General features: G+C 59.8%; 21 protein-coding genes. 7 read left to right on the forward strand and 14 right to left on the reverse strand.

All coding sequences use genetic code 11. From position 1 onward, the window contains the following. Nucleotides 1-15 precede the first annotated feature (15 nt). The 14 genes from guaA to H4684_RS13655 all read right to left on the reverse strand — a co-directional run bounded on the left by guaA (nt 16) and on the right by H4684_RS13655 (nt 13,254). Entirely contained in the window at nt 16-1,563 is a 1,548-nt protein-coding gene (guaA, locus tag H4684_RS13590; protein ID WP_092193768.1) for a glutamine-hydrolyzing GMP synthase, read from the reverse strand. 45 nt (nt 1,564-1,608) lie between these two features. Then, nucleotides 1,609-3,066: an IMP dehydrogenase gene (gene guaB, locus H4684_RS13595; protein ID WP_092193767.1), complete on the reverse strand. Its 1,458-nt coding sequence runs from the start codon at nt 3,064-3,066 to the stop codon at nt 1,609-1,611. 50 nt (nt 3,067-3,116) lie between these two features. Then, nucleotides 3,117-3,821 (reverse strand): ABC transporter ATP-binding protein, encoded by a 705-nt coding sequence (locus H4684_RS13600; protein WP_092193766.1) that lies wholly within the window; start codon nt 3,819-3,821, stop codon nt 3,117-3,119. Next, nucleotides 3,814-4,602, reverse strand: a complete 789-nt coding sequence (locus H4684_RS13605; protein WP_192624140.1) for an ABC transporter ATP-binding protein — start codon at nt 4,600-4,602, stop codon at nt 3,814-3,816. Before H4684_RS13605 ends, H4684_RS13600 begins: the two co-directional genes overlap by 8 nt. Further along, nucleotides 4,603-5,826 (reverse strand): ABC transporter permease subunit, encoded by a 1,224-nt coding sequence (locus tag H4684_RS13610; RefSeq protein ID WP_192624141.1) that lies wholly within the window; start codon nt 5,824-5,826, stop codon nt 4,603-4,605. Nucleotides 5,827-5,863: 37 nt separating this feature from the next. After that, nucleotides 5,864-6,772: a branched-chain amino acid ABC transporter permease gene (locus tag H4684_RS13615; protein ID WP_192624142.1), complete on the reverse strand. Its 909-nt coding sequence runs from the start codon at nt 6,770-6,772 to the stop codon at nt 5,864-5,866. A gap of 110 nt (nt 6,773-6,882) precedes the next feature. After that, nucleotides 6,883-7,995: a branched-chain amino acid ABC transporter substrate-binding protein gene (locus H4684_RS13620; protein ID WP_192624143.1), complete on the reverse strand. Its 1,113-nt coding sequence runs from the start codon at nt 7,993-7,995 to the stop codon at nt 6,883-6,885. Nucleotides 7,996-8,120: 125 nt separating this feature from the next. Next, entirely contained in the window at nt 8,121-8,708 is a 588-nt protein-coding gene (locus H4684_RS13625) for a tetratricopeptide repeat protein (protein ID WP_192624144.1), read from the reverse strand. Then, nucleotides 8,695-8,826: a CcmD family protein gene (locus tag H4684_RS13630; RefSeq protein WP_092193761.1), complete on the reverse strand. Its 132-nt coding sequence runs from the start codon at nt 8,824-8,826 to the stop codon at nt 8,695-8,697. Before H4684_RS13630 ends, H4684_RS13625 begins: the two co-directional genes overlap by 14 nt. Before the next feature lie 11 nt (nt 8,827-8,837). Beyond that, complete coding sequence (gene ccsA, locus H4684_RS13635; protein WP_192624145.1) at nt 8,838-9,533, reverse strand: cytochrome c biogenesis protein CcsA; 696 nt, start codon at nt 9,531-9,533, stop codon at nt 8,838-8,840. 10 nt (nt 9,534-9,543) lie between these two features. Continuing rightward, nucleotides 9,544-10,218, reverse strand: a complete 675-nt coding sequence (locus H4684_RS13640; RefSeq protein WP_192624146.1) for a heme exporter protein CcmB — start codon at nt 10,216-10,218, stop codon at nt 9,544-9,546. Continuing rightward, the gene (gene ccmA / locus H4684_RS13645; protein ID WP_192624147.1) at nt 10,215-10,874 is read right to left on the reverse strand and encodes a heme ABC exporter ATP-binding protein CcmA; all 660 of its coding nucleotides are present in this window, start codon (nt 10,872-10,874) and stop codon (nt 10,215-10,217) included. The genes H4684_RS13640 and ccmA overlap by 4 nt, the downstream gene beginning before the upstream one ends. Continuing rightward, nucleotides 10,871-12,754, reverse strand: a complete 1,884-nt coding sequence (locus H4684_RS13650) for a heme lyase CcmF/NrfE family subunit (protein WP_192624148.1) — start codon at nt 12,752-12,754, stop codon at nt 10,871-10,873. Before H4684_RS13650 ends, ccmA begins: the two co-directional genes overlap by 4 nt. A gap of 56 nt (nt 12,755-12,810) precedes the next feature. Continuing rightward, a complete protein-coding gene (locus tag H4684_RS13655; protein WP_192624149.1) occupies nt 12,811-13,254 on the reverse strand; it encodes a cytochrome c maturation protein CcmE in 444 nt (147 codons plus the stop codon). A gap of 247 nt (nt 13,255-13,501) precedes the next feature. Between H4684_RS13655 and H4684_RS13660 the strand changes: the two genes are divergently transcribed. The 7 genes from H4684_RS13660 (at nt 13,502) to H4684_RS13690 (ending at nt 18,701) form a co-directional block, all read left to right on the forward strand. Next, entirely contained in the window at nt 13,502-14,107 is a 606-nt protein-coding gene (locus tag H4684_RS13660) for a D-glycero-alpha-D-manno-heptose-1,7-bisphosphate 7-phosphatase (RefSeq protein ID WP_225940437.1), read from the forward strand. Beyond that, nucleotides 14,091-15,221, forward strand: coding sequence for a glycosyltransferase family 4 protein (locus H4684_RS13665; protein ID WP_192624150.1), 1,131 nt, complete (start codon nt 14,091-14,093; stop codon nt 15,219-15,221). Before H4684_RS13660 ends, H4684_RS13665 begins: the two co-directional genes overlap by 17 nt. 13 nt (nt 15,222-15,234) lie before the next feature. Continuing rightward, nucleotides 15,235-16,242, forward strand: coding sequence for a glycosyltransferase family 9 protein (locus tag H4684_RS13670; protein WP_192624151.1), 1,008 nt, complete (start codon nt 15,235-15,237; stop codon nt 16,240-16,242). A gap of 77 nt (nt 16,243-16,319) precedes the next feature. Further along, complete coding sequence (locus H4684_RS13675) at nt 16,320-16,733, forward strand: Fur family transcriptional regulator (RefSeq protein ID WP_092193752.1); 414 nt, start codon at nt 16,320-16,322, stop codon at nt 16,731-16,733. A 103-nt stretch (nt 16,734-16,836) separates the two neighbouring features. Next, nucleotides 16,837-17,217 carry a desulfoferrodoxin gene (locus tag H4684_RS13680; RefSeq protein ID WP_092193751.1) on the forward strand — a complete coding sequence of 127 codons (381 nt, stop codon included), beginning with the start codon at nt 16,837-16,839 and terminating at the stop codon, nt 17,215-17,217. A 15-nt stretch (nt 17,218-17,232) separates the two neighbouring features. Next, nucleotides 17,233-17,394: a rubredoxin gene (gene rd, locus H4684_RS13685; protein ID WP_092193750.1), complete on the forward strand. Its 162-nt coding sequence runs from the start codon at nt 17,233-17,235 to the stop codon at nt 17,392-17,394. 98 nt (nt 17,395-17,492) lie between these two features. Next, entirely contained in the window at nt 17,493-18,701 is a 1,209-nt protein-coding gene (locus tag H4684_RS13690) for an FprA family A-type flavoprotein (protein ID WP_192624152.1), read from the forward strand. The last annotated feature ends 3 nt before the right edge of the window (nt 18,702-18,704 follow it).

Here is an 18,704-nt window from a genome sequence, read left to right on the forward strand (position 1 = left end):
GTGTGTTTTGGACGGCTATTCCCACTCTATGGTGCTCGGCGGCTTGGACGAAATGTCGTACACCACGCGATTAACCCCTTTGACCTCGTTGATGATCCTGCTCGACATGCGCCCCAGGATCTCGGTCGGAATCCTGGACCAGTCGGCGGTCATGGCGTCGATGGAATCGACAATGCGCAGGGCGATGACGTGTTCGTAAGTACGTTCATCACCCATGACGCCGACCGTCTTCAACGGCAGCAGTACGGCAAATCCCTGCCAGACCTTGTAGTACCAGTTGGAAGCCATGAGCTCGTGCTGCACGATCTTGTCGGCCTGGCGCAGAATTTCAAGACGCTCGTCGGTGATCTCGCCGATGACGCGGATGGCAAGACCGGGGCCCGGGAACGGGTGGCGCCACACGATGAAATCGGGCAGCCCCAGTTCCTGGGCGACCTTGCGCACTTCGTCCTTGAACAACTCGCGCAGGGGTTCGACCAGGGCGAAATCCATCTTTTCAGGCAGCCCGCCGACGTTGTGATGGCTCTTGATCACGGCGGAAGGCCCCTTGAAGCTGATGGATTCGATGACGTCGGGATAGAGCGTGCCCTGGGCCAGATACTTGACCCCCGGAATCTTCTTGGCCTCTTCCTCGAATACCTCGATGAAGGTGTAGCCGATGATCTTGCGCTTCTGCTCGGGATCATCAAGCCCTTCAAGCCGTGACAGGAACTTGTCCTGCGCCTTGATGTAATGCAGGTTCAGGTCGAAATGCTGGCGCAGGTAGCCGATTACCTCGTCGCCCTCGCCCGCACGCAACAGGCCGTTGTCGACGAAGATGCAATGCAGGTTCTTGCCGATGGCCTTGTTCAGCAGCACCGCCACGACGGTGGAATCGATGCCGCCGGAGAGACCGCACACCACCTTGTCGTCGCCGATCTGCTCCGGCAGGGCCTGCAGCATGGAATCCACGAACGAAGACATGGTCCAGACGGATTTAAGATCTGCCACATGGAAAAGGAAATTGCGCAGGATTTCATCGCCCTGCTCGGTGTGCGCCACCTCGGGGTGGAACTGCAGCGCATACATCTTGCGGCTGACGTCGGCCATGGCCGCGATCTCGATGTTCTGGGTCTTGGCCGTAACCGAAAAACCCGGAGGAACGGCCAGGACATGGTCCCCGTGGGACATCCAGACCGTCAGCTTTTCAGCTTCGGAGACCGTATTCCACAAAGGGCACTGTCCTTCGAAATAAAGGTCGCTGCGGCCGTATTCGCGGTCAAGCGAAGGCGCGACCTTGCCGCCAAGCATGTGCGCCATGAGCTGCATGCCGTAGCAAATGCCAAGGATCGGAAGGCCCCACTCGAAGATGCAGGGATCGATGCCCGGAGAGTCGGGGCTGGACACGGAGGCCGGGCCACCGGAAAGGATAATGGCGCTGGGCTGCAGGGCCTTGAGCTCGTTTATTCCGATATTGCATGGATGAATCTCGGAATAGACGCCGGATTCACGGGTGCGCCGGGCGATGAGCTGGGTGTATTGGGATCCGAAATCCAGAATGATGACTTTTTCTTGTATATCCATTTTTACCTCCATCCGATTTCACGGATGGTTATGATCTCGAAAGTTTCAGTACGCGTCCACCCTGTAATTGGGCGCTTCCTTGGTGATGATCACGTCGTGGACGTGACTTTCGCGCAGACCGGCCGCGGAGATCTCCACGAACTGGGCCTTTTGCTGCATGGTTTCGATGTCCTTGGCGCCCAGATAGCCCATCCCGGAACGAACCCCGCCGACAAGCTGATCTATGGTCTCAAGCACCGATCCCTTGTAGGGAACGCGGCCGACAATGCCCTCGGGAACGAGCTTCTTCGAGCCTTCCTGAAAGTAACGGTCGCTGCTGCCATCCTTCATGGCGTCGATGGAACCCATGCCACGATAAATCTTGTAGGTACGGCCCTGGTACAGAATCTTTTCGCCCGGGCTCTCCTCGGTTCCCGCGAACATGGAACCCATCATGACCGTATCGGCCCCGGCGACCAGGGCCTTGACCACATCACCGGAAAACTTCACCCCGCCATCGGCGATGCAACAGCGGCCTTCTTCGCGACAGGCCCGCACGCATTCCATGATGGCCGTGATCTGCGGCACGCCTACACCGGCCACGATGCGCGTGGTGCAGATGGAACCGGGCCCGATCCCTACCTTTACCGCATCCGCGCCCGCCGCGATGAGGGCCTTGGCCCCCTCGTAGGTGGCCACGTTGCCAGCGATGATCTGGACATCCGGCCAATCGGTCTTGGTCGCGCGGACCGCGTCCAGAATATTCCGGGAATGGCCATGAGCCGAATCCAGGACGATCACGTCCGCTCCGGCCCTGACCAGCGCCTCGACGCGTTCGGCGCGTCCAGTGCCGACACCCACGGCCGCACCGACACGCAGACGTCCCATCTCGTCCTTGCAGGCGTTGGGATACTTGCGAACCTTGTCGATGTCCTTGATGGTCAGCAGCCCTTTGAGCTTGTTGCCTTCATCCACCACCAGAAGCTTTTCGATGCGGTTGTCATGCAGGTGCCGCTTGGCGTCCTCGAGGGAAATGCCCACCGGCACGGTGACAAGCCTCTTGCTGGTCATGACTTCGCTGACCTTGGCGGACATGTCGGTCACGAAACGCACGTCGCGGTTGGTGACGATGCCAACGAGCTGGTCGCCAAGCACCACCGGCAAACCGGAGATGCGGTAGTCGCGCATCAGCTCCAGCGCATGACCGACGGTGTCGTCGGGATCCACGGTTATCGGATCGACGATCATGCCCGATTCCGACTTCTTGACCTTCACGACCTCAAGGGCCTGCTGCTCGACGGTCATGTTCTTGTGCACGATGCCGATGCCCCCGGCCCGGGCCAGGGAAATGGCCATGCGCGATTCGGTGACCGTGTCCATGGCCGCGCTCAAGAAGGGGATGTTGAGCTCGATGGTCGGGGTCAGTCTGGTGTTCAAAATGACCTGATCCGGTGTCACTTCAGAGTACGCCGGAGCAAGCAGGACATCGTCGAAAGTCAACGCCTTGCCTAGAAATTTATCCATATTTCATCTCTCCCGATGCTGGGGATTGGGTTACAATTCAAGATTCGGGGCTAGATCCCCAGATAAGCCTTTTTGACATCCTCGTTGGAGAGCAGGGCCGCGCCCGAGTCTTCAAGCGTTATGCGGCCGTTTTCCATGACATAGGCCCTGTGAGCGATCTTGAGCGCCTGATTGGCGTTCTGTTCGACCAGAAAGACCGTGGTCCCCGATTCGTTGACCTTGCGAATGATGTCGAAAATTTGAGCGATGATGATCGGCGCGAGTCCAAGAGAGGGTTCGTCCAGCAGCAGCAGTCTGGGCCGGGCCATGAGCGCGCGGGAAATGGCCAGCATCTGCTGCTCGCCGCCGGACAGGGTGCCGCCGAGCTGCTTGCGTCGCTCGGCCAGAATGGGAAAGAGCGTGAAGACATATTCCAGATCCTGGGCGATGCCGACCTTGTCGTTGCGCAGGAAGGCCCCCAGGTCCAGGTTCTCCATGACCGTCATTTCCGGGAATATGAGCCGCCCTTCAGGCACCTGCGATATGCCCATGCGCACGATCCTGTCCGCCTTGACCTGATGGATGGGCTGGCCCTCGAACAGGATTTCGCCGCTTCGGGGCGGAACCCCGCCGCAGATGGACATGAGCGTGGTGCTCTTGCCCGCGCCGTTGGCACCGATCAGGGAAACGATCTCCCCCTTGTCGATGTGCATGGAAATCCCGTGCAGGGCCTGGATGTTTCCATAGAATGTGCAGACGTTCTTGAGTTCAAGCATGCGCTTCCTCCCCGAGGTAGGCTTTGATGACCCGAGGATCGCTGCTGATCTCGGACGGAGTGCCGCTGGCGATGAGACAGCCGTACTCCATGACGTAAATGCGATCCGAGAGGCTCATGACCATGCTCATGTCGTGCTCGATGAGCAGGATGGCCATATCCATCTCGTCCCGGATCTTGAAAACCAGATGCTTGAGCGTCTCGGTTTCCTGCGGATTCATGCCCGCGGCGGGTTCATCGAGCAGCAAAAGCGTCGGGTCGGTGGCCAGGGCACGGGCGATTTCAAGGCGGCGCTGGGCGCCATAGGGCAGATTGCATGCCAGTTCCTTGTAGAACTTGTGCAATCCCATATATTTGAGCAGCTCGTAGCTCCGATCCACGATCTCCTTTTCCTCGCGAAGCACTGCGGGTGAACGCAGAAGCGCTCCCCAGATGCCGGTCTTGGTCCGGCAGTGGCGGGCGATCATGACGTTTTCAAGCACGCTCATGTTCTTGAAAAGCCGGATGTTCTGGAAAGTCCGGGCCATGCCGAGTTCCGTGACCAGATTGGGCTTGAGGCCGTTCACCTTGGTCCGCGCCCCATTCCTGGGCGTGAACCAGACTTCGCCTTCGGTCGGTTCGTAGATGCTTGTGATGCAGTTGAAGAAGGTGGTCTTGCCCGCCCCGTTGGGGCCTATGAGCGCGACGATCTCTCCCGAATGAACCGCAAGCTGCACTTCGTTCAAAGCGCGCAGGCCTCCAAAATTCATGGACACAGCCGTGACGTCGAGTACCGGTTTCATCTAGATACGTCCTCCATTGGCCGCGTTCAATTCAGGATCGTCCACCGTGTAGGAGCGCCCCTTGGCCGGAATGAGGCCCTGAGGCCGAAAGACCATCATGAGCACCATGGCGGAGGCAAAAAGGATCATGCGGTATTCGGAAAAGGCGCGCAGATATTCCGGCAGAAGCACCAGAAAGGCGGAACCGAGAATGACCCCGAGGTTTGAACCCATCCCGCCCAGAACGACAATGGACAAAATGATGGCCGATTCGAAAAAGGTGAAACTCGCGGGGTTGATGAAGGTGGTCTTGGCCGCGAAGATGACACCCGCGAATCCGGCCCAGGCAGTGCCCAGGCCGAATGCCATGACCTTCACGCCGACGCGGTCGATGCCCATCGCTTCGCAGGCGATCTCGTCTTCACGCAGGGCCTGCAGGGCACGACCGATGCGCGAATCCTTGAGGCGGGTCACGGCAATGATGGTGATAATGGCAAGAACCAGTACAATATAGTAAATATAGATGTTTGCATCCGCAACAGAGAGCTTCACGTCAAAAAGGCCCGGACGCGGGATGTTCGAGACCCCCGAAGGGCCGCCTGTCAGATCGCTCCAGTTCTCAAGCACCAGGCGCACTATCTCGCCGAAACCGAGGGTGACGATGGCCAGATAGTCTCCGCGCAGTCGCAGCACCGGAAATGCCAATGCAATACCGGCCAGGGCCGCGATCACGCCGCCCAGAGGCAGGGCGACCCAGAAGCCAAGACCGAAATACTGATTCAGAAGTGCGTAGGAATAGGCGCCGATGGCGTAGAAGGCCGCATGGCCAAGAAACAGCAGGCCGGCCACGCCGACGATGATGTTCAGGCCGAGCCCGAGCACGACGTAAAGCAAAAAGGAGATGAGGATATTGGTCTGGTAGGTGGTCACAAGCCAGGGGGTAACCAGAAAGACGACCAGAAAAAAAGCTCGAAACGAATTGGTCAGTGCCGGGTTGTTGGCCAGCTCCGCCAATTTGCCGCTCTTCTTCTCTCCGGACGCGGCCACCGCGTCACCGGCCTCCTTGCGCCGGATGGCCCAGCGCCACACAAAGGACAGCACAAAGCTGCCGATGCCAATCAAGGCCATGTTCTCCCAGCGCCAGATCACCGTTTTTTCAATGGTATTGACGCGGATAACCATGAGGGGAAAGGTCAGGAACATGAACCACAGGCTGACCATGATGGATTTTTTCAACTCGTTCATTATCGTGTCCGCCCTTCGATACGTTTGCGTCCGCTGATCATACTTTCTCCACCTTGGCCTTGCCCATGATACCCGACGGCCGGAAGATCAGAAAGACCACCAGCAGGGTGAAGGCAAAGACGTCTTCGTAGTCGCTTGAAATATAGCCGGTGGCGAAACTCTCGGACAGACCCAGAAAGAGGCCGCCGAGCATGGCGCCGGGGATGGATCCGATGCCGCCCAGAACAGCGGCCGTGAAGGCCTTGATGCCTGCGAGAAATCCGATGGCGAAATTGACCATGCCCACATGCGAGGCGATGAGCACGCCGCCGAGGGCGGCAAGAGACGAACCGAGGATGAAGGTGATGGAGATGACCTTGTCCGAATCCACTCCGAGCAGCATGGCCATCTTGCGGTTCTGGGCCGTGGCGCGCATGGCCTTGCCCATCTTGGTGTACTTGATGAACGCCGTCAGACCGGCCATTGAAAACGCACTGGTGACAACGATGACGAAGTCCGAGGATCCGAAAACGTGGGCTATGGGCTCGATGAAATCAAAATCCGGGATCAGGCGCGGAAACGGCAGAAAGTCGGAAGTCTGAGCCAGGATGATGTAGTTCTGCAGGAACAGGGACATGCCGATGGCGGAAATGAGCGGAGAGAGACGACCGGCCCCGCGCAGGGGCTTGTAGGCGATCTTCTCCATGGTGTAGCCGTACCCCGCGCAGTAGATGATCGCCACCACTGCGGCGATGACCAGAATGGCGGGCGCGGGAAACCCCATGATCCCAAGCACTCCGGCGATGATCAGACCCACGAAGGCGCCGAGCATGTATACTTCGCCGTGGGCGAAGTTGATGAGCTCGATGATGCCGTAGACCATGGTGTAGCCGATGGCGATGAGAGCGTAGATGCTTCCCCTGGTCAATCCGCCCAAAAAAAGTTCCGTGAAATATTGCCAGTCCATAATTCCCCGTCTGCTCCGGCCCTGGACCATTCCTTGCCGGGCTGTTGAAAGAACCGAGGGACAGGCTTTATCGCCCGTCCCTCGGTTAAAGCTGCATTGTAAGAGGGAGCCTACTTCAATTCCACGTAAGCGCCGCCCTGTACCTGATACATGGAGAAGCCAACGCCTTCGGCATCGCCGCGGGCGTCAAACTTGATCGTACCGACGGTGGTGTCCACGGTCTCGGTGCGAAGCTTTTCCATGATCTTGTCGGCGTCGGTGGAGTCGGCCTTGTCGATGGCGTTGACCAGGGCCTGCATGGCCGCATAGGCGGCATCAAAGAACGCGCCGGGCTCGGAGCCGAATTCTGCCATGTGGGCAGCCTTGGCGGCCTTGTTCATTTCCAGGCCGCTGACGTCCTGGGGACCGGAAGCGTAAACGCCTTCGGCGTCGGCGCCCGCGACCTTGATGAAGGTGTCATCCTTGACGCCGTCGTCGGAGATGAACTTCACGTTGACGCGCTTCTTCTTCAGCTGGGAAACAATCTTGGAGGCTTCAGGATGGTAGCCGCCGAACATGACGGTGTCCGCGCCGGCCTGACGAACCTTCTGGACAACGGCGGAGTAATCCACCGCGCCGGGGGTCACGCCTTCGAACAGGACGACTTCGGCCTTGCCGCCTTCCTGGATGAACTTCTGTGCGTACTCGGCATAACCCTTGCCGTAATCGCCCTTGTCATGCAGGACGGCGATCTTCTTGGCGCCCAGCTTGTCGATGGCGAAGTTGACGCCGAGCATGGCCTGGGCGTCATCGGAAGCGATGGTGCGGAAGAAAGTGGGGTACTGGCCGCTCTGGGTCAACTCAGGATTGGTGGCCGAGGGGGACATGGTCACGATCTTGGCTTCGGTGTAGATGGGCAGGGCAGCCTTGGTGGCACCGGAACAGATGTGCCCAAGCACGACTACAGCACCGTCGGAAACGAGCTTGGTGGCCGCGTTGGTCGCCTTTTCAGGCTTGCACTCTTCGTCCTGGATCAAAAGTTCGATCTGCTTGCCGTCGATGCCGCCCTTGGCGTTGATGTCCTTTGCCACGAGCTTGGCGGCATTGACCGTCGGCAGGCCATAGGAGGCCAGATCGCCGGTGTGGGCTCCCGCCACGCCGATCTTCACGGTATCGGCACCAAATGCCGTACTGGTCAGCAAAGTCAGGCACGCCGCGATCACGAGACCAGAAAAACGTTTCATCAGTTCCTCCACAATGTTCAAGTTTAGGATATGATTCATGGCCCGCCATGGCGGGCCACTAAAGCTTGCGGAATCGAGGGCTATTACCATTAGCCCCTTGGAGGTGTCAAACAGGAGCAAGAGGATTACTTGCTTTCGAGTTCCCGCTTGGCGTTTTCGATCAGAGCGGGATCATCGGGGGCGGCGTCGATGACGGCCTGAAAATGGACGGCGGCCTTGTCGGGTTCCGACAAGTAATGTTTGTAGATGACGCCCAGATTGTAGTGGGCGTGAAAATTCTTCTGCTCGATGGTCAGCATGCGCTCGAAAAGTTCCGCGGCCTCGGCGTATTTTTCCAGCTCGAACAAGCAGAAGCCCTTCTGGTTGAGGGCCATGACGTCATTCCCGTCCCGCTCAAGGAGCATGTCCCAGAAAGACATCGCCTTGTCCCAGGCCTGCATGTCCATGAAAGACATGCCAAGGGCGCGCATGGCTTGGACGTCTTCCGGGTTTTCCTGCAGTTTCTTCATCATGGAGGAAACAGCGGCCATGTCTCCACCCATCTGCTCCATGCCCCCGCCGCCGGGCATCCCCCGGGGTTCTTCATGCTGCACGATGGAAGGGTTTTCCACCCTGAAGCTCACCGCCGCGAAGAGCATTACGCCAAGGCAAGCCAGCAGGAAGAAAAGCGCCCGGCGCCGGGCAGTCTGGGGAAAAGCGTTATTCGTTTCCATCAATGATCTCCAGTTGCCGTACGCGGCGTTCCAAAACACTGTGCTGCCGGGCCAGGAACAGGACGTAACCGCCCACGCCCAGCCAGATGCACACATTGGCGATAAAAAGGTAATTCATGCCTATTCCCCTTATTGCAAGGTCTTTTCCTGAATGCCGATCAGGGCCGCCTCGACGCGCCGCTTCAGACCGGCGCCGTGATAGCGCGCCAGGACAAGAGTCCCGAACATCGCTCCCCAGGCCAGGACATTGATCCACACGGCCGTCCACATCTCCGGCTCAAGTCCACCGCCCCTGGAGGCGAGCACGGCCGGATGAATGGACCGCCAAAGCCTGGCGGACAAAAAAACCAGCGGAACATCCAAAAAGGCCACGATCCCGAGCACCGCCCGCACCTTCGCGCCCTTGGTCCCTCCCACGTCGGCGGAACGAAGAACCAGATAACCGGCGTACACGAACCACATCACCAGCGTCGTCGAGAGACGCGGATCCCAGGTCCACCAGGTATTCCAGGCCGCTCTGCCCCAGAGGGAGCCGGTGACCAGGGCCAAGCCGCTGAAAAGCACCCCGATCTCGGCCAGCACTCCGGCCAGAACGTCCCATTGCTCCCGTCCGGTCCACAGCACCATGACGCTTGCGGCGCACACACCGAAAAAGGCCACAAACGACCACCACGCCAGGGGCAAATGAAAATAGAAGATCTTCTGCACCAGCCCCATGGTCAGTTCCTCGGGGGCATGGAACCAGATGGCGTATTGTCCAACCGCCATCAGCGCCATGCTAACGCAGGCAAAAATCGTGAGTATTTTTGGATAGATGCGAAACATGTTCGTCCCTTTATTCCCCTCTGAAGACATGAGGGAACAGAAAAAGTGCCGCGCCCGCAAAAACTGCGTCGAACGCCAAGACAAGTCCGAACCAATCCGAGACTCCGGCCATTGACGCGCCTTGCATCAGCCCGACCCCGATACGGATTCCGCCGAGCAGCAGCGGCACCTGCAACGGAAAAACGATGATGGTCAAAAGCGCGTCCTTGGCTCCCTGCCCCTGCCCCATGGCCCCGATGAGCCCGCCAAGCACGCACAGGCCGACGTCCACGGCCAGCACCATGAGTATGAGCCCGGGCAGGTTTTCGCCGGGGTCAAGGCCCAAAAAGACGAGAGCCGCCGGAAAAAAGAACACCTGACACAACAAAAGCAAAAGAAGCCCCGCCAGGGTCTTGCCCAACCACAGTCCCTGCACTGGCAGAGGGGAAAGGAGCAGGGCCGTGGCCGTGTCGTTCTCTTCCTCGAAACGAAAAAGCAGGGAAAAAATCAGGACCACCCCGAAGGAACTGCACAGCCAGAAGATGGCCATGGCCTGCTGGGCGGAAAAACGGTCGCCCGGGGCGGCCGAAAGGCTGAAGATGAATACCAGCAGGAGTCCGAGCAGCACCGCCTGCACCGGCCCCTGCCCCCCGGCGAAGGCCAGGCGCAGATCCTTGCGCGCGATGGCCAGTGAAGATGCGATCACGGTCCCTCCGGGACGAACCCGTGCACCGGGCCGAAATAGCTCATGCCGCGACCGCCAAGCGAGAGGACCGTATCCGCGCGGCCAAGATCCCGGTCCAGGTCGTGGGATATCCAGACTATTCCTGCGCCCCGGGTCCTTGCGGCCTCCAACTCGGCATGCAGCAACGCCTGGGAAGCCGTATCAAGGCCGGTTGAAGGCTCATCCAGAAACACAATCGCAGGCTCGACAAGAAGGACTCGCGCCAGGGACAGGCGCTGGGCCATGCCCCTGGAAAACGTGCCCGCCGACTCCAGGGCGAAGCCCTTGAGGCCGACCCGGTCCAAAAGAGCGAGCAGGGCCGCGTCGCCAAGTCCGCGCCCGTAGACGCTGTTCCAGAATTCGAGATTGCCCAGGGCAGTGAGCGCCGGATAGACAAAGGTCTGATGCCCCATGAAGGCCATGGCCCGATCCTTGACCTTGCGCTCCACCGTGCCCGCACGGGGCGGGGTCAGACCGGCCATGATCTTCAGGAGGGTGGTTTTGCCCGCGCCGTTGGGTCCGGCCACGAGCATTATGCTGCCCGGCGCCAGTTCGCAGGACACCCCCTTGAAGATCAGCCGGGAGCCAAAGAAATGGCTGACGCCGCGCAAGGTTAGCAGGGAACCTGAACTCATCATCGGCGCTCGATCTTTCTCCAGCACAGAAACGCGATCAGGCAGGACAGGGTGCCGCCGATCCAGATCCAGTTGACCAGCGGGTTGACGCTCACCTTCAGGCTGACCGCGCCCTCTTCGTTGAAACCGAGCAGCGTGGCATATATTTCCTCGCCAAGAGACGGGATGACCGAGACCTCGGCGAAGGTCGACTGTTCGAAGTTGCGGTACAGCCGTTTCTCAGGTGCCAGGCTCCCCACATCCTTGCCGCCCCGGGTCACGGTCAACAGGGCCGCGTGGGTATCCATGGCCGGATTGTCGTGATCGTGGGTCAGTTCATGAAACATGACCTCGTACGAGCCCACGGTCATGGACTGTCCCTTGGTCAGTACGGCCTCCGCCTCCACCTTGTAGGGCCCGGAAAAGGCCACGCCCACGACCATCAGCGCCACGCCAAGGTGCACGCCGTACGCGCCCAAGGACGGCAGGAAGGCCCGCGCGCCCTTGTTGCGGACAAAATACAGGGCAATGGAGACGATCATCATGAATCCCGAAGCGGCCGAAAAAAGAGCCAGCGGCTGCGAGTAGCCCATGACGAACATGATCACCGCCGATCCTGCACCGGCACCCAGAACCAGCCCCAGGGCCGCCTTGTCACTGATCCCGCTTTTTTGCGAAAACCATGGACAGATGGACATGATAAAGGCCAGCACGGCAAACAGCGGCAGACAGACCTTGTTGTAAAAGCCCGCATCAAGACCCACCGGATTTGCGCTCCACATGCTGCTCAGAACCGGCCAGAGCACGCCCAGGAAGACGATGCCGCCCAGGCACAAAAACAGCCAGGAAGCCAGGAAGAGCATGCCCGGACGACTGGCGAAGTCATCGATGTGCGCGGAGTCGTCCTTGCGCTGGACCAGACAGACATAGAAGGTCAGCACCAGCGTGGCGACCATGAATACCAGAAGCGGGATGCCCATGCGACTGCCGCCGAAGGCGTGCAGGGAATCGATCATGCCGCTGCGAACCACGAAAGTGGCGAAAAAGCAGAGCAGGAAGGTCAGGGCGACCATGAACACGTTGGTCCGCAGCAGCGATTTGCGCGTGCGGCCGACAATGGCGGTGTGGATGAAGGCGGTTCCGGCCAGCCAGGGGATGAGCGACGCGTTCTCGACCGGATCCCAGGCCCAGTAGCCGCCCCAGCCAAGCTCCATGTAGGACCACCAGGCTCCGAGGATGATGCCCGAGGTCAGGAATATCCAGGCCACGATGTTCCAGTTGCGGCACAATTCAAGCCACTCGCGGCTATTGCCCGAGAGGCGGGAGGCCAGGGCCAGGCAAAATGGGATGGTGTAGCCGGCGTAGCCCAGGAAAAGAAGCGGGGGATGAAAGATCATGCCCGGATTCTGCAAAAGAGGGTTGAGACCCCGGCCTTCAGCCGGAACGGGATCAAGCTTCATGAAGGGGTTGCTCGGGCCGGTCAGGGCGTAAAGGAAAAAGATCTCGACCAGGAAAAAGAGAATCCAGAAGAAAACCTTGGTCCTGTTGTCCAGCCGGGAATATCCGGGGGTGTAGATCATGCACCAACCCATGACGGCCACGCACAGGTACCAGAACAGGAAGGATCCGTTCTGACCGGCCCAGAATGCCGTTACGGCGTAGAAAAGGGGCAGAAAGGTGTCCGTGTAATCCCGGACATAGACATATGAGAAATCACGGACCACCAAGGCCTGCACCAGGACGGCGGAAACCGCCAAAACCACGATGGTCAGCAGGATCTGCCCCTTTTCAAGCAGGGCTACGGTGTCGAAATCGTCTTTGAGGGCCTTCATCCCGGCCGTCGCGGTCAAGCCCACGGCGGCCAGCATGCTCAAGAGTAGTGCGGTGAAACTGATGGCGTGCATGAAGCGGGGTATCCTCGTGGAGGTTCTGGTTGCAAAAGATACTGAATGAACCGGGACTAGCCTGCAAATCCGGGGGGACGCATCTGGCCCTTTTCATTCTTTTCGTATTTGGAAGGACATTTGGTCAGCAGCGTGGTGGCCTCGAACACCCGGGTGTCGGCCGTGAACGATCCTTCGAGGATAACCTCGACGCCGGGTTTAAACGTATCGGGCACGGCCCCCTGGTAGTGGACGCGAATGGCCTTGCTCGGATCATCCTTGTCCAGGGCGAAAAAGGACACGCCCATGGCCGAAGGGTCATGATCCACGCCCTTCTCTGCCACCGTACCGAAAAGCCTCGCCTGGGACAGCTTTTCGGCAGGCATGGCCAGGGCCTCGGAAACATTCAGGAAATAGACGGAATTCTGGGACAGGCCACTGAAGAGAAGATAGCCCACCCCGGCCCCGACGAGCAGGACGGCGGCGAGGTAGACCCATTTCTGATTTTTTGCGGTACTCATAAAGTCTCCGGTTTCATTGTGGCCCGGCTCCTAGCACGAACCGCCGCCACCTGTCACGACGCCTTGCGTGCCGTTTCGCACGCGCATATCCACAACCAGACCAGTTTCGTCAACAATTTCGTCGGACAAAATTTTTACCTCCAACGCTCCGGGAACCGGCGGTCCGAACCGATTCATTTCCTTTCTTGACCTTGCTGCGCTTACCGATCAAAAAAGCCCATCTTCGGCAAGGACAAATATGACAGACATGGACACCATACTCCTCGACCGCGACGGAACCCTGATTGAAGAGCGCCACTACCTGAGCGATCCCGCCCTGGTCGCGCTCATTCCGGGCGTGGCCGCCCCCATGCGCAGGCTGGCAGGGCTCGGCTGCCGCTTCTACCTGGCCAGCAACCAGAGCGGCATCGGGCGCGGGCTGTTCAGCGAAGACGACTACCGCCGGGTGCACGCGCGCCTGGTGGAACTGCTGCTGGCCGAAGGGATCGTCCTTGGCGGCGCCGCCCACTGCCCCCACTCTCCGGAAGACGAATGCGGATGCCGCAAGCCGCGCACCGGACTCTGGCGGGAACTGGCGGCGAACTTCAGCCTGTCTCCCGAAAAAACGGTCATGATCGGAGACAAGGTTGCCGACATCCGCTTCGGGCAGGCCATCGGCTGCGCCGAAACGGTGCTGGTCCTGACCGGACATGGCCTTGACGCCGCCCGGAAGCTTGGCCTCGATGCACCCGGAGCCCCGCTGCAGCGCTGCGTCACCGGACCGGACCGGCCGACTTGGCTGGCGCGCGACCTTGGCTGCTATCTGGAGCATCTTGTGCAAAAAAAGGAACATGTGCATGCACATCGGATTTGACGCCAAGCGCTTCTTTCACAACCCCACCGGGCTCGGCAACTACGCCCGCAGCACCATCTTCGGGCTGGCGGAGCATTTTCCAGAGCATCGCTATACATTATATACGCAGCGCCTCTCCGGACCATTTTGCACATTGCCCGCCTGTCACGGCCTGCATGTGCAGGAAGCATGCCCGCTTGGGCGCATGTTCCCCGCCCTGTGGCGCAGCCTGGGCATTCCCCGCGCGGCGCGCGGCCATGAGCTGGACATCTACCACGGGCTGTCCCACGAGCTCCCGCTGACCTCTTTCGGACCACGCACGCGCACCGTGGTCAGCATGCATGACCTGCTCTTCCTGACCCACCCGCACCTCTATCCCTGGATCGACCGCCAGCTCTACGCTTTCAAATACAGAAAAAGCTGCCAGCGCGCGGACATGATCGTGGCCATCAGCCAAAAGACCGCCGACGACGTGCACGAAATTTTCAATATCCCCCGGGAACGCATCCGTGTCGCCTATCAGAGCTGCTCCCCGGCCTTCTCTGTCGTCAGGGGCAGGGACGAGGCGGCCAGGCTGCGTGGGATTCACGGCCTGCCCGAACGCTACGTCCTGTTCGTCGGCTCCCTCATCCCCCGCAAGGGCGCCCAGACGCTCATCTCCGCCCTGGCGAGCCTGCCACGGTCCGACCGGCCGGACCTGGTCATCGTCGGCAAGGGACCCATGGAAACCGCGCTTCGCGACCAGGCGCTGGCCTCGGGCCTTGGCGGCCAGGTTCATTTCCTGGGACAGGTCGCGGATGCGGACCTGCCCGGCCTGTACCAGCTGGCCGAGGCATTTGCCTATCCTTCGGTAGGCGAAGGCTTCGGCATTCCCATCCTTGAGGCCCTGAACAGCAAGGTGCCGGTCATCACTTCCTCCGGTTCCTGCTTTGCCGAACCTGGCGGCGACGCCGCCCTGTACACCACCCCGGGCGACGTGCCGGAACTGGCCCTGGCCCTGACCAGGATCCTGCAGGACAGCGCCCTGCGCCAGGACATGATCGCCAGGGGTGAGCGCCACGCCCGGAATTTTCACATCTCGCGCACCTCGGCAGCCCTCATGCAGGTCTACGCCGACCTCTGCGCCCAAAGATAGGAGCCTCTCCCCCATGTCCCTGCCCTTCAGCAACCAGGAATGCCTGACCGTACGCCTGAGCGCCCTTGGCGACGCCATTCTGACCACGGGAGTGCTCGCATACTGGCATGATCAGGCCGGGTTGACCTTTCGGGTGCTGACCAAACCGGCCCTGACTCCCGTCTTCGACAACCACCCGGCCGTGACCGGAATCATCGGCGTCCGCGAAGAAGACCTGCACGGCGCAAGCTGGATCAGGTTCTGCCGTGAGCTGGCCAGGGAATTTGGCCGGTTGCCGCTCATCGACCTGCACGTCAACCTGCGCACCCTGCTACTGCGCTCGCTCTGGCCCGGACCCACGCGCTCCTACCGCAAATTTTCACTGACCAGACGATTGTTTCTGGCCACTCGGCACCCCGTGTTCGCCGCCAGACTCCGCCGCCTCAATGTCCCCCAGCGCTACTGCATGGCTCTGGATCCACAGGTCGTGGATGCGAACGCGCTGAAACCCCGCATCTTTCTTGCCGGGAACGAGAAGGCTGCGGCCCGTGAAACGCTTTCACGCCTGGGACTGACCCGCCCCGTCGCCATCCATCCCTACGCCACCCACCCGGCCAAGACCCCGAGCCCCGAAGTCTGGCGAAACCTGATCAGAAGCCTGGAAGCCCAGGGAGAGCAGGTGCTCATCCTCGGTCGCCATGACCAGCCGCTCCTTCCACAGACTCCGCATGACCTGACCAACACCACGGATCTGCGCGCCACCTCGGCCCTGCTGTCCCTGTGCCGAGTTCTGATCACCGGAGACTCCGGCCCCATGCACCTGGCCACGGCCGTGGATACGCCGGTCATCGCCCTGTTCGGACCGACCACAAAGGAATGGGGGTTCTACCCTTCAGGTCCGCATGACGTTGTCCATCAAAGCCCCTGCCCCAAGGCCCCCTGCTCCCTGCACGGCCAGGATGCATGCGCGCTCGGCAACGCCTGCATGAAAGACGTCTCGGAGAAACTGATCCTGGATCTGCTTTCTACCATCCCGGCCTGATCCAACCCCGCCTTTTTGTTGACGCCGGTCCTTATTTTTAATAGGAACAATTATCAAAGTTTGACAGAGGTACCGACATGAAAGAACTATTGGGCAAAGACATGCGCCTGACCAATCAACGCAGGATCATCCTGGAAGAGCTCAAATCAGTGACCACCCACCCCACTGCCGACGAGATCTACGGCATGGTGCGCCAGAAGATGCCTCGCATCAGCCTGGGCACCGTGTACCGCAATCTCGAAGTGCTCAGTTCGCTCGGCCTGGTGCGTAAGCTGGAAAACGCGGCCGGACAGAAGCGCTTTGACGGCGACGTCTCCCCCCACCACCATATCCGCTGCGAAGTATGCGGAAAGGTGGGGGACATCTTCGACGCTCCGGACATCACGGGAATTGAGCAGGGACTTGGCACGGACTTCCAGATCACCGGCGTAAGCCTGGAATTTTCGGGGATCTGCCCCCAGTGCCAGGCTGGAAAAAAGCTGGCGCAATAGTCCATTAGCGGCGAACATGTCCCAATTATCAAAATCACTGGAACACTCAGCCGTTCCATGGTATGTGTTCGGGTAAATTCACACCACGAACACGGAGGAAGAAATGGCGCAAAGACTCGAAGTTTACAAATGTGACCTGTGCGGCAATATCGTTGAAGTGATGCATGGCGGCGAAGGAGCCTTGGTCTGCTGCGGCGAGGACATGAAGCTTCAGGTAGAAGGAACAGTGGACGCGGCCCGGGAAAAACATGTTCCCGTGATCCACAAAACCGCCACCGGCTACAAGGTCGTGGTCGGCGAAGTCGCCCACCCCATGATCGACGCTCATTATATTGAATGGATCGAGCTTGTCGCCGACGGCAAGGTCTACCGCCAGTACCTGAGCCCCGGCCAGGCCCCTGAAGCCGAGTTCTGCATCGAGGCGGAAAAGGTCACGGCCCGCGAATATTGCAACCTGCACGGACACTGGAAAATCGAAAACTAAAAGGAGATACCCAGCATGGATAAATACGTTTGCACGCTCTGCGGTTATGTTTACGACCCGGCCACCGGCGACCCGGACAACGGAGTCGCCCCCGGAACCAAGTTTGAAGACGTTCCGGAAGATTGGACCTGTCCTGTCTGCGGAGCCGGCAAGGAAGATTTCGCCAAGGAAGATTGATTTACCAGGCCAGCCCGCACGATCCGGGCTGGCCTGGTTTTTTCTAAGCTCAACTCCCCGCCCCGGGCGGGGTCATCACGTTGTAAGGACAATTCCCAATGCCTGTTACCGAAATCAAGAAAGACATCTACTGGGTCGGAGTCGTGGACTGGAACATCCATGATTTCCACGGATACTCCAAATCTCCCCAGGGAACGACATATAACGCGTATCTGGTCATCGACGACAAGATCACCCTTTTCGACTCGGTTCCCGCCAAATTTCAGATGGACCTATATCACCAGATCCGGTCCATCATTCCGCTGGAAAAGATCGACTACATCGTCTGCAACCACATCGAGCCCGACCACTCCGGAGCCATGCCCTTCCTGATGGAGAAGATCCAGCCCGAGAAAGTCTTCTGCTCCAAGATGGGACACCGCATGCTCCTCGACCATTTCCACCAGCCAGACTGGCCCTACCATCCGGTCCAGACCGGCGACTCCATCAGCCTCGGCAAGCGCACGGTGCAGTTCATGGAGACACGCATGCTGCACTGGCCGGACTCCATGTTCTCCTACATTCCCGAAGAGAAGCTGCTCATCTCCAACGACGCTTTCGGGCAGAACATCGCCTCCAGCGAACGCTTCGACGACGAAATCGATCTGGCCATGCTCATGGCGGAGGCTTCCCACTACTACTTCAACATCGTCCTGCCCTTTTCGCCCCGGGTCATTGCGGTGCTCGACGAGGTGGCCAAGCTGGGTCTTGAGATCGACATGATCGCACCGGACCACGGCATCATCTGGCGCTCCAACGTGCCGCTGATCCTCCAGGCCTACCGCGACTACGCCGAGCAGAAGCCGAACAAAAAGGCCGTCATCGTTTTTGACACCATGTGGCACTCCACGGAGAAGATGGCCAAGGCCATCGCCGAGGGACTCATGGAAGAAGGGGTCGCGGTCAGGATCATGCATCTCAAGCAGTACCACCACTCCGACGTCATGGGCGCCCTGGCCGACGCCACCGGCATCATCTGCGGTTCCCCAACCCACAACAACGGCATCATGCCGCTGATGGCGGACTTTCTGACCTACATGAAAGGCCTGAAGCCCCTGGGACGCGTCGGCGCGGCCTTCGCATCCTTCGGTTGGAGCGGCGAATCCCTGAACATTCTGACCGAGTGGCTCAAATCGGCCAAGATAGAGGTCGTCGAGCCCGGCGTGAAATGCAAGAACGTGCCGGATCACGCCAAGCTGGCCGAGTGCAAGGAACTGGGACGCCAGGTGGGCAAGGCCATCGTCGCCAAAGTGGAAGCCGAGGCTTAAGAT

It is taken from the genome of Desulfomicrobium macestii, assembly GCF_014873765.1.
GTDB classification, from domain to species: domain Bacteria; phylum Desulfobacterota; class Desulfovibrionia; order Desulfovibrionales; family Desulfomicrobiaceae; genus Desulfomicrobium; species Desulfomicrobium macestii.

Excerpts from the sequence above, each read along its gene's own strand:
- guaA (WP_092193768.1), bottom strand. The coding sequence starts at position 1,563 with ATGGATATACAAGAAAAAGTCATCATTCTGGATTTCGGATCCCAATAC.
- guaB (WP_092193767.1), bottom strand. The coding sequence starts at position 3,066 with ATGGATAAATTTCTAGGCAAGGCGTTGACTTTCGACGATGTCCTGCTT.
- H4684_RS13600 (WP_092193766.1), bottom strand. The coding sequence starts at position 3,821 with ATGCTTGAACTCAAGAACGTCTGCACATTCTATGGAAACATCCAGGCC.
- H4684_RS13605 (WP_192624140.1), bottom strand. The coding sequence starts at position 4,602 with ATGAAACCGGTACTCGACGTCACGGCTGTGTCCATGAATTTTGGAGGC.
- H4684_RS13610 (WP_192624141.1), bottom strand. The coding sequence starts at position 5,826 with ATGAACGAGTTGAAAAAATCCATCATGGTCAGCCTGTGGTTCATGTTC.
- H4684_RS13615 (WP_192624142.1), bottom strand. The coding sequence starts at position 6,772 with ATGGACTGGCAATATTTCACGGAACTTTTTTTGGGCGGATTGACCAGG.
- H4684_RS13620 (WP_192624143.1), bottom strand. The coding sequence starts at position 7,995 with ATGAAACGTTTTTCTGGTCTCGTGATCGCGGCGTGCCTGACTTTGCTG.
- H4684_RS13625 (WP_192624144.1), bottom strand. The coding sequence starts at position 8,708 with ATGGAAACGAATAACGCTTTTCCCCAGACTGCCCGGCGCCGGGCGCTT.
- H4684_RS13630 (WP_092193761.1), bottom strand. The coding sequence starts at position 8,826 with ATGAATTACCTTTTTATCGCCAATGTGTGCATCTGGCTGGGCGTGGGC.
- ccsA (WP_192624145.1), bottom strand. The coding sequence starts at position 9,533 with ATGTTTCGCATCTATCCAAAAATACTCACGATTTTTGCCTGCGTTAGC.
- ccmA (WP_192624147.1), bottom strand. The coding sequence starts at position 10,874 with ATGATGAGTTCAGGTTCCCTGCTAACCTTGCGCGGCGTCAGCCATTTC.
- H4684_RS13650 (WP_192624148.1), bottom strand. The coding sequence starts at position 12,754 with ATGCACGCCATCAGTTTCACCGCACTACTCTTGAGCATGCTGGCCGCC.
- H4684_RS13655 (WP_192624149.1), bottom strand. The coding sequence starts at position 13,254 with ATGAGTACCGCAAAAAATCAGAAATGGGTCTACCTCGCCGCCGTCCTG.
- H4684_RS13660 (WP_225940437.1), top strand. The coding sequence starts at position 13,502 with ATGGACACCATACTCCTCGACCGCGACGGAACCCTGATTGAAGAGCGC.
- H4684_RS13665 (WP_192624150.1), top strand. The coding sequence starts at position 14,091 with ATGCACATCGGATTTGACGCCAAGCGCTTCTTTCACAACCCCACCGGG.
- H4684_RS13670 (WP_192624151.1), top strand. The coding sequence starts at position 15,235 with ATGTCCCTGCCCTTCAGCAACCAGGAATGCCTGACCGTACGCCTGAGC.
- H4684_RS13675 (WP_092193752.1), top strand. The coding sequence starts at position 16,320 with ATGAAAGAACTATTGGGCAAAGACATGCGCCTGACCAATCAACGCAGG.
- H4684_RS13680 (WP_092193751.1), top strand. The coding sequence starts at position 16,837 with ATGGCGCAAAGACTCGAAGTTTACAAATGTGACCTGTGCGGCAATATC.
- rd (WP_092193750.1), top strand. The coding sequence starts at position 17,233 with ATGGATAAATACGTTTGCACGCTCTGCGGTTATGTTTACGACCCGGCC.
- H4684_RS13690 (WP_192624152.1), top strand. The coding sequence starts at position 17,493 with ATGCCTGTTACCGAAATCAAGAAAGACATCTACTGGGTCGGAGTCGTG.